This is a genomic window from Paenibacillus wynnii (assembly GCF_000757885.1).
GTDB classification, from domain to species: Bacteria; Bacillota; Bacilli; order Paenibacillales; family Paenibacillaceae; genus Paenibacillus_AQ; species Paenibacillus_AQ wynnii.
The window spans coordinates 2,080,532-2,094,141 of the sequence record NZ_JQCR01000002.1 but is presented as its reverse complement, the minus strand read 5'-3'; the positions used below and the strand labels follow the sequence as shown (position 1 = coordinate 2,094,141).

Annotated in this window: 17 protein-coding genes and 2 tRNA genes; all 19 read right to left on the bottom strand. The window is 53.0% G+C overall.

What is annotated here, in order from left to right; translation table 11 throughout:
- Window positions 1–50 precede the first annotated feature (50 nt).
- The 19 genes from PWYN_RS12010 to PWYN_RS29240 all read right to left on the bottom strand — a co-directional run bounded on the left by PWYN_RS12010 (window position 51) and on the right by PWYN_RS29240 (window position 13,602).
- The gene (locus tag PWYN_RS12010) at window positions 51–353 is read right to left on the bottom strand and encodes a hypothetical protein (RefSeq protein WP_036651894.1); all 303 of its coding nucleotides are present in this window, start codon (window positions 351–353) and stop codon (window positions 51–53) included.
- A 56-nt stretch (window positions 354–409) separates the two neighbouring features.
- On the bottom strand, window positions 410–1,372 hold the full coding sequence (locus PWYN_RS12005) for a N4-gp56 family major capsid protein (RefSeq protein WP_036651890.1): 963 nt from the start codon (window positions 1,370–1,372) through the stop codon (window positions 410–412).
- A gap of 13 nt (window positions 1,373–1,385) precedes the next feature.
- Window positions 1,386–2,177, bottom strand: coding sequence for a hypothetical protein (locus PWYN_RS12000; RefSeq protein WP_036651889.1), 792 nt, complete (start codon window positions 2,175–2,177; stop codon window positions 1,386–1,388).
- Between the two features lie 60 nt (window positions 2,178–2,237).
- Window positions 2,238–4,043: a portal protein gene (locus PWYN_RS11995; RefSeq protein WP_036651885.1), complete on the bottom strand. Its 1,806-nt coding sequence runs from the start codon at window positions 4,041–4,043 to the stop codon at window positions 2,238–2,240.
- Complete coding sequence (locus PWYN_RS11990) at window positions 4,036–4,281, bottom strand: hypothetical protein (RefSeq protein ID WP_036651884.1); 246 nt, start codon at window positions 4,279–4,281, stop codon at window positions 4,036–4,038. The genes PWYN_RS11995 and PWYN_RS11990 overlap by 8 nt, the downstream gene beginning before the upstream one ends.
- Window positions 4,275–6,092: a terminase large subunit gene (locus PWYN_RS28030; protein ID WP_052087901.1), complete on the bottom strand. Its 1,818-nt coding sequence runs from the start codon at window positions 6,090–6,092 to the stop codon at window positions 4,275–4,277. The genes PWYN_RS11990 and PWYN_RS28030 overlap by 7 nt, the downstream gene beginning before the upstream one ends.
- Before the next feature lie 170 nt (window positions 6,093–6,262).
- Entirely contained in the window at window positions 6,263–6,961 is a 699-nt protein-coding gene (locus PWYN_RS11980) for a terminase small subunit (RefSeq protein ID WP_036651880.1), read from the bottom strand.
- Between the two features lie 21 nt (window positions 6,962–6,982).
- Window positions 6,983–7,243 (bottom strand): hypothetical protein, encoded by a 261-nt coding sequence (locus PWYN_RS11975; RefSeq protein WP_036651878.1) that lies wholly within the window; start codon window positions 7,241–7,243, stop codon window positions 6,983–6,985.
- Window positions 7,240–7,542: a hypothetical protein gene (locus tag PWYN_RS11970; RefSeq protein WP_052087900.1), complete on the bottom strand. Its 303-nt coding sequence runs from the start codon at window positions 7,540–7,542 to the stop codon at window positions 7,240–7,242. The genes PWYN_RS11975 and PWYN_RS11970 overlap by 4 nt, the downstream gene beginning before the upstream one ends.
- Window positions 7,543–7,619: 77 nt before the next feature.
- Window positions 7,620–7,695 (bottom strand) — tRNA-Pro (locus tag PWYN_RS11965).
- A gap of 7 nt (window positions 7,696–7,702) precedes the next feature.
- Window positions 7,703–7,787: transfer RNA gene (locus PWYN_RS29250), tRNA-OTHER, on the bottom strand.
- A 117-nt stretch (window positions 7,788–7,904) separates the two neighbouring features.
- On the bottom strand, window positions 7,905–8,537 hold the full coding sequence (locus tag PWYN_RS11960) for a DUF1492 domain-containing protein (RefSeq protein ID WP_240479719.1): 633 nt from the start codon (window positions 8,535–8,537) through the stop codon (window positions 7,905–7,907).
- Window positions 8,530–9,576 (bottom strand): hypothetical protein, encoded by a 1,047-nt coding sequence (locus tag PWYN_RS11955; RefSeq protein ID WP_157261144.1) that lies wholly within the window; start codon window positions 9,574–9,576, stop codon window positions 8,530–8,532. Before PWYN_RS11955 ends, PWYN_RS11960 begins: the two co-directional genes overlap by 8 nt.
- Before the next feature lie 143 nt (window positions 9,577–9,719).
- On the bottom strand, window positions 9,720–9,851 hold the full coding sequence (locus PWYN_RS30295) for a hypothetical protein (RefSeq protein ID WP_276203411.1): 132 nt from the start codon (window positions 9,849–9,851) through the stop codon (window positions 9,720–9,722).
- 4 nt (window positions 9,852–9,855) lie between these two features.
- Entirely contained in the window at window positions 9,856–10,077 is a 222-nt protein-coding gene (locus tag PWYN_RS11945) for a hypothetical protein (RefSeq protein ID WP_036651863.1), read from the bottom strand.
- 3 nt (window positions 10,078–10,080) lie between these two features.
- Window positions 10,081–10,497, bottom strand: coding sequence for a RusA family crossover junction endodeoxyribonuclease (locus PWYN_RS11940; RefSeq protein WP_240479718.1), 417 nt, complete (start codon window positions 10,495–10,497; stop codon window positions 10,081–10,083).
- 254 nt (window positions 10,498–10,751) lie between these two features.
- Window positions 10,752–13,004, bottom strand: coding sequence for an AAA family ATPase (locus PWYN_RS11935; RefSeq protein WP_036651861.1), 2,253 nt, complete (start codon window positions 13,002–13,004; stop codon window positions 10,752–10,754).
- Window positions 13,005–13,023: 19 nt separating this feature from the next.
- Complete coding sequence (locus tag PWYN_RS29245) at window positions 13,024–13,194, bottom strand: hypothetical protein (protein WP_157261143.1); 171 nt, start codon at window positions 13,192–13,194, stop codon at window positions 13,024–13,026.
- 261 nt (window positions 13,195–13,455) lie between these two features.
- Window positions 13,456–13,602, bottom strand: a complete 147-nt coding sequence (locus tag PWYN_RS29240) for a hypothetical protein (RefSeq protein ID WP_157261142.1) — start codon at window positions 13,600–13,602, stop codon at window positions 13,456–13,458.
- Between the last annotated feature and the right edge of the window lie 8 nt (window positions 13,603–13,610).

Here is a 13,610-nt window from a genome sequence, read left to right as displayed (position 1 = left end):
GGATCACCTCCTCATAAGAAAAGAAGGCCCCTAACCCGGAGCCCTCACAATTACATAATCTTGATTTCTTTGTTGGCATTTTCGCGCACGCGCTTATTGACTGCCTGCGTCTTGGTATAGCTCTCCTGCCAGATATCCCGGATCACTTCTGGCACCTCAAACTCTATCCCGCGCGGAATCGCATAGATGATACCGTTCCAGCCCACGGGAACAATGTCGTCTGGATTAAGTGAATCTTCCGGGATGATGATCTTCACTTTCGGCATAGCATCAAGCTGCGCCTTCAGTGTTCTTTCCTCTTTGGCAATCTTGCTTTCCAGCTTCTTTTCCTGCGCTGCATTCTGATCCGTCATATAAAGCCCTCCTTATAGTTGAAAGGAGAGGCCGAAGCCCCTCCAAATGTGATAGATTACACGCTTGCAGCAGACTCCAGACGGACCAGGCAAAGCTCGTTGATTCGCAAAGCCGCCAAAATAGCTTTCCAGGCCACAGTGTTGAACTGTTCCAGCGGATCGGCTGTACCTGCGGAGCCCGCACCCTTAACGATGATATCCGGCTTGGAACTGCCCTCAATATCCGGCACCCCATAAGCGCCACGGCCGACAAACAGGGTAGCGTATACGTCAGCCGAAGATGCACCTGCACCGGTATACTTCACACCGTTATCCACTTCAATGAAGTAGATACCATAGAGCTTGCCGATGATACCATCCTCGAAGTTCTTCGTTCCATTCTCGACATTGGCTTTCTTCCACTCGTCCGTCTGCATCAGGTCCATAGCTACATCCGTGTGGATGAACGCCAACCAGCCTTTACCGCGTCCAGGGATGTTGACTTGCTTAACCTTGCTGCGTCTGAGTGTCCGGCGAGCCTTAAGAATCTCCAGCGCCGTGATCTTGTCTGTAGATGCTACGGTCACACGGGATGCCTTACTATTGGCATACTGGACGTTGGTACCGGCATAGATCACATCACGGACGATAGTATCAATCGACTCACCGGCGTTTTCACCCATAAGCTCGGACGTTTCGGTCAAGAGCGGGTCCAGCCCGGTCAGATCCAAGAAATCAGAAATCTTGGTCCAGTTACCGTACATCTGCACCGTAGCTGTTACGGCCGTGATTACCAGGTCGACCCCATCAGGTGTCACGCCTTCAGTCACAGCTGTAGTGGACACAGCCAAGCTGTTCAGGCGTCTCCATTGAGCGGTAGCCCCGTGACGCTTAGGGATGTTCTTCGGTTCACCATATTTCATGTATACCAATTCCGGCAGCAGGCGGTCCAGCATGGCCGTCTGGTAGAATGTTGCATTTTCCGCTGAAAGCTGATTTGTACCTGCTGTATTGTTATAGGACTGTACGTTTGTAGCCATTTAAATCATCTCCTCATAGTGTTTTCCTTGTTCCTGCTTTGACCTCGGCGATCATTTTGCGCTGTTCGTCCTTGCTGAGCGATGAGAATCCCGTTTTGTGTTCAGCGCCTTCAGCGCCAAGCGCTCCCGGTGTAGATAAAGCGTTATTTTGCAGCTTGCGGATCGTCTCCGCTTCAGTCTGTTGAGCAGTCTTGGCAATCTTGTCCTCATAGGAAGCAAGCTTGTAGGCATCCTCCAACTTGTAGCCGGATTCGATAGCCAAGTCGAAAGCGCGGTCCTTGTACTTGTCGAAATCGGGATAGCGTCCTTTCAGATCCGTAAGCTCACGCTCTACTGCCAGAGCCGCCTTTTCCTCCCGGACGGTCTGCATCTCCGTCTTGTACTGATCCAGCTCAGACTTGATCGGGTTAAGCTCCTCACGGAAGCGGGCAACCACATCGACATCCACCCCAAGCCTGCGGGCTTCTTGCTCCAGTTGCTGCTGCTGCTCGAACTCGTCCAGCGCAGTCATATAAGAGTCGACATCGGGAAAGCCGTAAGCCTTTGCTACGCGCTCTAGGTTCTTCGCCTGCGTCTCCAGTTGGGTAGAACGCTCCTGCAGCTTGTCGTAATTAAGCCCCTTCTGAATCCAGTTCGGAGCTTCTTCATTCGGGATAATGCGCTCTTCCTTGTTGTACTTGACGCGTATCCCTTCAACCGGCGTTTCCTGTGTGGTAGCAGGTGCGGCAACGGTTGTATCTGGTGTAGCTGTTACGTTCGGCTGTTGCTCGGCGCTCTGGTTGGCGCCCTCTTCAAATGTTGACATGATAAATCCCCTTTCGCGCTATGGTTGGCGCTGTGGAATGAGTAATAGGCCGAAGGATTCTCACCCTCGGCCTGCCGGTTGCCGCATCGCGGCTTGCTGTAGTGCTGTCTGAGATTTGATCTGTTCAACCTCCAGTTTATTCTGGTGATCTGCCTGCTTCAGGGCCAGCTGCTGCTCAAGCTTGGCCTGCTGCTCTGCTGCCGGGTCTACCTGTGGCTGCTGAGACATCATAGCTTCCTGCTGCGCCTGTTGCTGGGCGGCCATCTCCTTGCGCTCCCTGACCTTCTTGAGCAACCTGTCCTTGAACGGAATAACGTTCTGAGGCGCATACTCAAGGTAGTCCTCCAGATCGAGATCTCCCTTGTCGAAGAGCTTATCCAAGCTCGCCATCATCAACTCTTCTGAGTATGTGGAAGCGGGACCGACATTGATCTTCAGGTTCAGGCTGATTTCAGCGTATTTGCTGCCGGTGAACTCCTCGGAATACTCCTGGCCGTCATCGTCCTTCAGGGTGATCTGCCGGGAGGTGTTATACTTCACCTTCCAGAACTCCTCCCATATCTCGCCGACATCCTTGATGAAGCGATAGAATCTCTTCTTAATGGATTCAATCGGCACCCCCGCTGCCTTTTGCAGGAGCATAATAGCAGTGGCGTTCAGCTCACCCTTCTGCATGTCCCCTGTGGCTGCGTCCTGAGCACTGGAGAGCTGCTTGGTATAATCCATAAACGACTCTACCAGTCCGCTAGCCAGGCTTGATACAGCACCGGGAGTCAAATAACGGACCGTGGACTGGCCTGGTGGAGAGGTGTCCACAATGGGCTGTGATGGGTCATTGTTGAGAGCCTTGGCATCGATATAGTTCGGGTTATAGACCAGCTTAGGCCAGCCTGTGAGCTGCACGGACAGGAGCTGCATTGCCATCAGGTTATTGATTGCCTTCTGATTCGGGATAATGCCCTCCGTATCACTGCCGCCATGAATGGATTTCTTCCGGCGTTTCCATTGCATAACTGCGAGCGGGTACTTTCGAAATCCGGTATCAACTTCAGGTTTAATCATCTGACCTGAAGCCTCCCGACAAAGCCATATCTTACCGTCTTTGCGCCAGTACTTCGTCAGCACCGTAACTTTCTCAGATCCGGTCACTTCGACTTTCGCCCGATCATAACCTTCGACCTGGACATCGCTGTCTGCCTTGATCAGCTCGATCTTATCCTGACTCAGCTTAGCTTCCTTCGCCATACGCTTGACCTCAGCCAGATCCTCTCGGCTGCTAATGATGATATAAGGCTGCCGCTGCACCTTGCGCTGCTGCGGATTGCCGAAAAATACATTGATTGGGTCCAGCATCTCTCCGGCGATATCACCGATCCAGGGGCGTACAATGCCGCCATTACTGCCGGTGTCCCAATAGTAGTGAGCGATGCCAGTACCGCTGTTACTACCCGACTCCAGCACTTCTTCGTTGATCTCATCCTGCTCGATCAGCTCCCATGTGGTGTCGGAGTAACGGGTAAACTTCTCGCTGGCTTCCTGAGCGAGCTGGGCCTGCTGGACGATCTGTTGATCCATCTGGTCCATATCCGCATCAGCCAGAAACTCCTGCGGACTGAACAGCATCTTGACATTCTCATTCATGACGCTGCTGACCTTATGATTCTGGATATATTCTATGATATTGAATACAGGGCGGGGCAGAGTCTTCGTCCGCTCTGTGATTGGAGGCCATTGGTCTCCAGCTTTGAAGCGCTCATACATCGGCCAGGCATCCAAGAAGCCCATACGCCTCATGTAATTCAAGCACTCGCTGTACTGTTTCTGGATCTGTGTCTCCTCACCAAGCTGTTTCTGTGCCTCAGCCATCTTGTTTCACCTTACCTTCTGTCCACTCCTCGTATACGCCTGACCCCAAGAAAGCCATAGCGGCCTGCTGTGCTTGAGTGAACGGGTCCGCACTGTTAGGTTCGTCAGGAGGCTTGGCGCGGATATACGGTACAATCATGGACCGCAGCGCCTGATTGACGTCCTTGACTGTCTGCTCTTCCAGGTTCGGAAGCTGAAGTAAATTGCCTATGATAGCAATCGGGTGCTGTTCTACCATGTCAAATAACCTCCTTCGTTATCGTCGTCACTACGGAACGGGAACGGTAGCGGCTTGGCCTCGATCACCGGCGCCGTCACGATGAAGCTCTGCTGCTGCCGGATCTCATTGGCAATCATGTCGCTGATCAGTACGTCATCGTGCTTGCCACTCTCTGCATCGGGTCTGCCTTTGTCGTCATACACAAAGGTCAGGCACTCCTGCAGGAAAGTGATATCCTGGAACAGCTCGATGTTGTCCTCGATCAGCCCGATCTCCTTATCAATGATGAGCGGGCGCGTATTACCGTCCGTCTTCCACCCGAACTTCTTCTCCGCAGGCTTGCCCATGCTGTCGTACTTCTGTCGGACGTATTGCTTCGGATACCGCAGGCGCTCCAGTTCCTCAATGGGTGCTGTGTTGAAGTTCATCTCCACACCGATTAAGGCATTGTTGAAGTAGCGGCCCATGCAGTACATCTGCCAGGAGAACGGCTTACTGTTGCTGAGCTCCATGTGCAGTGTGGCGCAGCGCTTGCCGGTGACGTTATTGATGACCGTTGCTGCATATTTGTCCTTGCCCTCACCCTTGGTGTCTCCGCCGATCACGTAGGGGTAGCCGAGCCGCGCATCTTCATATAGCGTAATGAATCCGTCCTTCTGGTCCACCCACTCAATGCTGTCGTCCAGAATCCGGTCCTGTGTCTCACCGTCAGCCCACTTATAGCGAAAAGAGCCCCGTCTCGGCGGCAGCTCTTGGTATACTCGCTTCAGATATTCGATTCGCATGACCAGGCGCTCCTGGTCAAACACACAGCGTCCAGAAGCCAGGAACGCCTCATGTGGGGAGCAGGGGTACTCCTGCTTGATCTTTTCTTTGTCGATGTACCCTTCCCACTTCACGTAATACCAATAGACCTGAGAGATCTCCAGCCCGATGGTATGGAGCAGCCAGTGACACCGCTCCCAGATCCACGGGGCGCGCTCTCCTGATCCCGCAGCGACCTGCACACGGAACCAGGACTCTCGCTCGGAGCTCTCGAAGTGCATCCGGTACTCGCTGGTCAGCCACCAGGCAAAGAAGCAGTTCTCCCAGCTGCCGCTGTCCCACAGATCCTTGTACTCGTTGTAGCCGTTTGCCGTAGACTCATAGATCTGTATGGCGTCCTTGGTCAACGCCTCACCAAGCCCTGCCTGTACACCGCTGATGCCGTCCTTCCAGAACGCCGTCTCAGAGCCGTGAAAGAAGTTAATGGTGCGGGAGCGGCCCATATTCTTCGATGCCGTCTTGATCTCCCAGCTAGAATGAAGCTTATCGAACAGGAGCTGCTTGCGGTTATTAAACTTCTCAGTAGGTTTAATCGAGTCGGGCAAAGCGCCATACGGGTACTTCGCCTTGTTCTCGAAGATAGCTGTCGCGTTGCCGTCCTCGTCCGCTGCGGTGAAGCCCTCGAAGTTCTTACGTGTGATGGTGCAGGCTAACTGGTAAGCTGTGATGAAGCTGGTAAAACCCTGCTGCCGTCCTTTCAGCACCAGGAACTTCAGATGCAGCCGTGTTCCGGCTTTATATGCTGCAATGGCTGCATTCAGCTTCTGGAGAAATAGCGCTTGCGCATCGTTGATGATGAACGGCACGGTCTGCTTATCTTTATCGACAATGACAAACAGCAGCTCGATCAGATACTCCGGATGTTCCCGGACCTCTGCGCGAGCTGCTGGATTATCAATCAGGTATTGAGCGGTAGACTCTCGGAATTCTCGATCCTGTTCGATGCTATGATGCTCTTCCCACCGTTCACGGCGGCGAGCAATGATCTGCGGACAGGTTAACATGTACTCGCCTCCAGACTTGTTCACAAAACTTGGTGTTTTGTACATATGTATGTAGGTGGTATGCCTGATGCGGCATCCGCACTACATGTTGTATCCATCGTATATTAATGCAGCACATGCAAATACAACGATACTTTTATGCAATATTAGGCATGAATAACACCGCATAATCACATCAAATCTTCCAGCTTTTTCACCGTTAAATCACCGCTAAGCTCCAGCTTATCCTTGAACATACCCAGGTGCCGGGCCACATTCTCCAGCGCCTTCATCTGGTCATGCATGACCACCTCGATACCGTTCTTGTTCTCCTTGATACCGGCGTACAGGAACTTGGCACCGCCCTGGAGCTTGCGGGTATCCTCGATATGCAGGTCCAGGTGACCTTCGCCGCGACACTTGGGACACTCGGGATGAGGGTCAGCCAGCCGGTCATAGCCGTAACCCCCGTCCTCCGACGGCAGCACGGCATCAATGGGCCGGTCCTGCTTCTTCGCTTCGGCCTCTGCGTGATCCAGGGCCAGCTTGACTGCCTGGGCGTACTCTGCCTCATCCAGCCATTGATACTGGTGCTCGATGCCATGACAGTATCGGCAGGCCAGGCGGCGCGTGTGGATCAGGTCATTAGGGTTAGCTGTGGCGATGTCCCACCAGCGCTGCATGACCATCTCGGCCGTGATCTCGACCTTGGCTGCACGCTTGTCCTGTGCTGCTCTGATGGCTTCCTGCACCTTAACATTACTTAACAAACGACTAGCTTGCTGTTCTGCCGTCTTAGCGCTGTACCCGGCTCTGATCGCTGCCTGCTTGGCGTTCAGATCGACCAGGTATTCTTTCACAAACAATTTGTGTCTGGCCGTCAGTGCCATCACAAGCAGCTCCTTTCAGGTTTAGTTAAATCCTTTGAAGAACGGATTCTTCCGCTCAGCCTCAACTTGCTTCTGGTATGGCATCCAGTCCCACTGACCGCCTTCAGATCCCTGCTTCACGTTCAGGTTGAAGAACATGCCGGTTGGATTCAGTACGCACAGGTGAACGGTAGTATCATCCACAACACCGGTTACAATAGCCGCCCGATCCTCAGGCTTGTATTCCCCATTCGGCGTGCCGTAGCTCTTGTAGTACACGATTCTTCCGACAGTTGGAATCATTCAGCTACCTCCTCGTAAGTTTTCTCAAAGATACCAAGCTTGCAAGGATACACTTCCCCATTCACACCTTGGATGATGTAATCGCCGTGATTCCCGCGCATCACACCTTCAAGCGTTTGAATGTCGCACCATACACCCTCCTGATCTCGGATACCGCTTCTCAGATTTTCAGGATTCGCGACAGCAGTGTAAGTAACGATTTCGTTTGAAGTTACCTTGTCCTGGAACCAGTCTGGCCTTGGATCTATCCCTATTCTGAAAGCTTCAATCACAACCGGCTTCTTGCGAAACTTAGGCAAGCAGATCATCCTTTCGACATAAAAAATACCGCTCCGGAATCCGGTAGCGGCTGAGTGAGGGAATGGTTATGAATCAATACGAATGACAGGATTTGAACCTGTGATCTCCTGTGTCCAAGACAGGCGAGAACGGCCAAACTTCTCCACATCCGTGTATAAGCACTGACCCCGGGAATTGAACCCGGATCATTCTGCTCTCCGTTTTGACGGGGCCCCGCAGCGCTCTACCCTTGAGCTATGTCAGTGACAGAAAGCCGCGCCCTATGCAGGCAACGCCCGGCATCGGTGCGGCTCTTTACATGTATCGCACAATATCATAATAACACGGAAATTTCAGAAAAACAGGACACCCTACTGGACATTTAACTGGACAACTTTGAAAATTCATCTATCGCCCGTCTTCTCCAGCGGTAATATGTCTTCTCGACCACAGCCAACCGCTTGCAGGTTTCCGGAACATCCATATCCTGAATATACTTCAGGCGAAGCAGTTTAGCGTAGTCCGGCTTGTACTCCTCCAGCAGAGAAAGCAACTCATCAATCCGCTTGACCTCCGCCTGCAAATCCTGAAGCTCGCTCAGCCGCTCAAGCACCTCGTCCAGATCATATTTGCATCCGCCTCGGGCATCAATCACCTTGGCAATGCTGGCCCTCAGCTCCTGTAGCAGCTCGTCGTCCTCTTGATAGGCTCCAATGTCCGGGATCGCATTCCTCTGGGCCTTAACGCCCGCCGGGTAGAATGTCAGGTATGCGTGTGCTGTCGCTTCCAGTGCCTGCTCCCGTTTGCTCAGGTACAGGTAACTGGGCAGCCCGCGCAGCCGCCGGTGAAGCTGCTGCAGATGATCCTCCTCGTTAAGCCGGCTAATCTGTATCCCGCTCCCCACCTTGTACGACCCCAGCGCCTGGATGCGGGCCTGCTTCTGCCGATAGCTGCTCAAATGCTCAATTACTTGCTGCTCTGTCATGCTGCCTGACCCCCTTGATATTTTATTCACCCGAAGCGGACAACCGCTCCAGAATCCAACGTGCCCGAGTCAGGTCCGCAATACTCCGGTCCAACAGATGCGCATCGCTGGGTGGCGCAGCTGCTAGAGTTTGAATTTCTCGTAACCGCCGGATATCGTCACGCAGGTCTTCCACTTCGGCTACTAGGTCATCCCGCTCTGTGATCAGCCGATTGACCTCTTCCTGAAGCCCATCACATTGCGTTGCCAGCTGATCGATGGTCTCCACATACTGGACGCATCGGGTCTCAGCCAGCCCCAAATCAAGCTCGGCGGTTTCCCGTACAGCAACGGCCTGATCTAGCTCCAGCCGAAGCTCATCGTTTTTGGCCGCTTCTCCCCGGCGCGCTGCCTGGAGCTGTTCGATCTTAGCCATAGACTCCTCAGCAGCCTTGCCGGCAAGCGCCACCACTTCTGTCGCCTGGGCTTTCCAGTGTTCGGCTTCTGCCTTATAACCCTTAAGCATGTCATGAGATATCGGCTGCGTAGCTGACAACGCTGCTTTTAACTCCTCAATCTCCTGAAGGGCCTTATCTAGTTGTTCCAGCTCTGTGATCGGCCCGGGCTGCGCCTCCTTCTCGCGGAGCAATTGGGTTTGCTTGGGCGTGCCTCCTGCAAGCAGCTCCTGCGCCTTGGCTGCGTCAATGCCCCTCACATCCCACTTCTTCACCCAGAAGGATAGGGTGTTGTATTTCATGCCCCATGCCTTTTCGATGCTGGCCACCGTCTCCCCTGAAGCAATCTGCTCCAGGAATATCTGCTTAGTCAGTCCGTTGTTGGGTCCCTGCTTTTCGGGTCTTCCGCTCATTTCGTTGTCCTCCTCTGGCTTTTGGTTTCGCTGCTTCGCTGGAAGCCTGTCTTCACTGTGATTATGCGCCACTGGCTTTTTGAATGTCTTATCCCGCTTAGTGGCCGGATACATCCGTCTGACCTCTTCCAGTTGCTCCGGCGTCAGGGTGTATTCTCTGACCCCGCTGGTTCCTGTGCTGCTATACTCAATAGCTCTGCTTGGGATAGGTGTGTTTCCCATACGGTTCGCCTCGCTTTCCCGTGGTTCCCCACTTGCGCTGTCGCTTCCTTGGAGGAGATGCTGGCAGAAGAATAAATACTTCTCCGATCACTGCTCCGCAATCGTCCGTAATGATATCCCATGGTATCTCTTGAAAGATTGGGTCATGCCTCATCCGGATCATCCTCTCCGCTTATTGTTAACTGCTCTGCCATCCAGCCGCAGCATGGACAGCAAAATATATCCGGTGCAATTTCCGTCATATCAGCAGAGCACTCCAGGCAAATCAAGATCACGCCCTCACCCTCTCTGCTGTTTCTCGTAGACTTCCTCCAGCCACTCCGCCAGCATCTGCATCTGCTTGATAGCGAGCGGGTGGTCTTGATATTTGCTGCAGATACTGCCAGCAGAACCGGAAACCCATTGCCAAAACTCCGGACTACTCATGCCGTAATGAGCAGCTGCCTGATTCGCCTGACTGATCCACGCCTGCACATCCGCGAAGAACACTCCGTAGTCCATGGCTTACAGCTCCTCAATCTTGATATAGATCCCCGGTAGACTGGCCCAGAACTTTTCCGCCACAAGGCTAACAACCAATGCATCATCCTTCCAGAACCTCAAATCCGTCATGCAGTCGAACAGAAGCTTCTGGCTGTTGTCAATATCAGGCTTGGTTGTCTTGTACTCCCCGTCCTCATGCTTGCCCTTGATCGGGAAGCACCACTTCACAATCACTCGGACCGGACCTACATAAGCGCGGTTAGGAACGTGCTGTCCCAGATGTGCCATCAACTTCGCTCGGGCAGCCTTAAGCTCATCCGGCTCATAAAAGACCGGCTTGTCATTGATCACGGTGTCTTGCTTCTGTTGGTGTGTGATCGTCGGAACCTTTTTCATCGGCATAAAAAATGCAGTCGTCATCGTAACACCAACTTCCATTTTTTAACTTTCTCGTTTTTCTCGAGGTGATAAATTAGGGGAAGGGGGAGGGGGATTGTTATACCCCCTCCCTTATTCCTTATATATTTATATATAGGGTCCCCGCCGCATTGTGGCGTCCACCATGACGTACCAAATCCCCGCAAAAACTCCGCAACATTGCGGCGACCATGTTTTACGTATGTCCGCAATGTTGCAATGACCATAAAAACATGATGACCGCCGCCGCATTGCGGAAATTGATTGCGGGGAATTCAATGGTCGTCGCCGTCTTTTTTGACCACAACACTGCCGTTATTTTTGTCGATCATAAATCCGTATTTATTGATCCAGTCCCGAATCGTCCGCTCTGCGACCTGTTTGCCTGTCGATGAGAACCACTCCGTCAGATCCTTGAGAGTAGGCGGCTCACCCATATTGCAATTGTTCACGGCGTCCTCAAACTCTTCGGCTTTGCTCCGGCGTTGCTCGCCCGCCTTGTCCTTCCGTTTCCCTGTTGCCTTTTTCCACGGCGGTGCTGCCTCCCCCTCCGGATCGATGTCCTTCAGGCTGCCGACCTCATCCACCTTATGGACCGGATACTGGAACCACATATTGACCGGCTTGAACTTCGGATACTCGCGCAGCGTCCCTTCCACACGCCAGGCGGAACGGATCCGGACAGCTTCCAACGCCTGCTTGATCTCGGCCTGCGCGGCGTCTTGCTCCGTGTTGTAAATCGCCCGCCGGGAGTGATCCTCCATCTGCTTCGCACTGAGCAGGTCGTCCTGGGATACCGAATCCCGTAGGTACACCGGGTTATGCCGCTCGAAGTAGCGCTGGTATATGCTGCAGATAACCTTGTTCTCTTCCTGCTTCAGCAGCGCCTCGGTGATCTCCAGCTCCACCAGGTCAATCAGCGCGTCTGGATCCCGGGCGAACACGCCGCTACCGGATGCCCGGTCCATCGACTTCTTGCCACCCTGGGAGCCTTTGCTGTGATGATGACAGTAGATAACGCCTGAACCTAGCTCCGTACAAATCTTGTCAAACTGATTCGTGAAGTGAGCCATCTGATCGGCACTGTTTTCGTCACCGGTCAGAACCTTATAAATGGGATCGATAATGACGGCAATATAATTTTTCTTGGCAGCTCGCCGGATCAACTTCGGAGCCAGCTTATCCATCGGTACCGTCTTCCCCCGCAGGTTCCAAATGTCGATGTTACTGATATTGCTCGGGGGCAGCCCCAGCGCCTGATACACATCCTTGAAGCGATGCAAGGCGCTGGCCCGGTCCAACTCCAAATTGACATACAGAACCTTGCCCTTCGTACATTGCCAGGCTAACCATTTGATCCCCTCGGCTATGGCAATGCTCAGCTCGATCAGCGCGAAGCTCTTCCCGGCCTTTGACGGCCCAGCCATGAGCATCTTATGGCCCTGCCGTAGCATTCCTTCAATTAGTGGAGGAGCTAGCTTCGGCATGTTATGCCAGGTATCTGTCAGGTTCTCTGGATCCGGCAGGTCATCATTGATGCCCTCAATCCATTCATGCCACTCGGCCCAGGAGACTTTCCCCAGATTCGTGTCCACGATGAACTGCTTGTTCCCGTTTCGCTCGATACCAGGCATGCGGGATAACCGGGAAGGGTTTCGGTTCTGATTGTCCACGGACAAGCCGTTTTTCTTACATACCGTATACAGGTAATCCACCCGCTTACGGTACTCGTCATAGTTGGGTGCATCAACCTTGACGATAGCGTGCAGGCTCTTGCCGCCGCTGTAGACCATGACGGCGATCGGCAGCTCCAGTTCCCGCATCACGGCGTTTTGTTTTTCAATATCCATGGTGTCTGATTCGACCAGCGCATACCGAAACTCGGTCACGTTATCGTTCTTCACGCCTTTACCGTCCAAAGGATTGAACCGGATCCAGGCGCCAGCTGCGGTGTCATAATCCCCTATGACCGCCCCGATATCACCGCCACATTGATTCAGGGCTTGAATCAGCTCTCCAGCGGTCCGGTCATAGGCGCCCTTCGTGGGAAGAAATTTTCCTTCCTCGTTCTGCCAGGTGTCCGTGACATAGCCAACCTGCTCAGATGCTTCAAACAAAGCGCTCAAATACGTTGTTAGCTGCTGAACGGGATTCCAATCAGCCGGTTCATGGATCTCTTTGCCTTCAATCCAGTTTTTGTCGATCACCACGTAATCCCCGCCGGCAATCTCATCGTCCCAGTCCAGTTCGTGGTCATTCGCAGACCGCGGCAGCCAGCCATTGTCCTTGGCCATCTGCGTAATGGTCGCGCCGGTCACCGGATTACCAGTACCCTCGAACGTAGTCCACTTTTTGAAGCACTCACCTGGACGGTAGCGCCCGCTGTCCCGCCGGCTCCACTCGTCCCAGTCGCTGGCCGTGTATCCTTCATATTTCAGTGCCATACCGACATTGACCCATTCCTGGTAATTTAGGAAGACGGGGTCCACGTGGCCAAGCAGGGCAACCAAATCCAATTTATGCTCCACAGGTTACACACCCTTACTATTAATATTTTGGCGCGTTAGGCAGCTCGATCTCCACGAAGCAGATATTTACGCCTGCTTCAGCAAGCTTTTTAATCTCCGCAGTGATCTGCTTCCTCCGCGGCATATTAGGGAAAGCCACTTCCCCGCGCTTCATGTTCAAACTGTCGTAAAGTCGGAGTTCATAGTTCATGGATAAAACCTCCTCAGGAATAATTTCCGGAATAATTTACGTTAAAAATGACAAGTATCTTCGTACTGCTCATCTAGGCTGCTTTTTCGGATTGGAGGGAACGTCCGACACTTTACGTTCAATAAGCATTAATACCATGCATTCAGGGCAAGGCTTTCGTCCAAATTCCCCCACCCCCTTTGGCACACTCTTGACTCCGTTGCATGTTCTACACCGTTCTTTCAAACCCAGCCCTCCTACGCCTTATGCGTCAACAGTGATCTATATCAGCCGCAAGAGCACTAGGCCAAGAATCAACCAGGCAACACAGAAATTACGAAGGACTTCTATTGGCTCAAGCTGCCTCTCCTCGCGGATCGTGCCGATGATGTTGCCTTGATCATCCCGCAGGCGAATAACTGTCTTCATGCCGAACA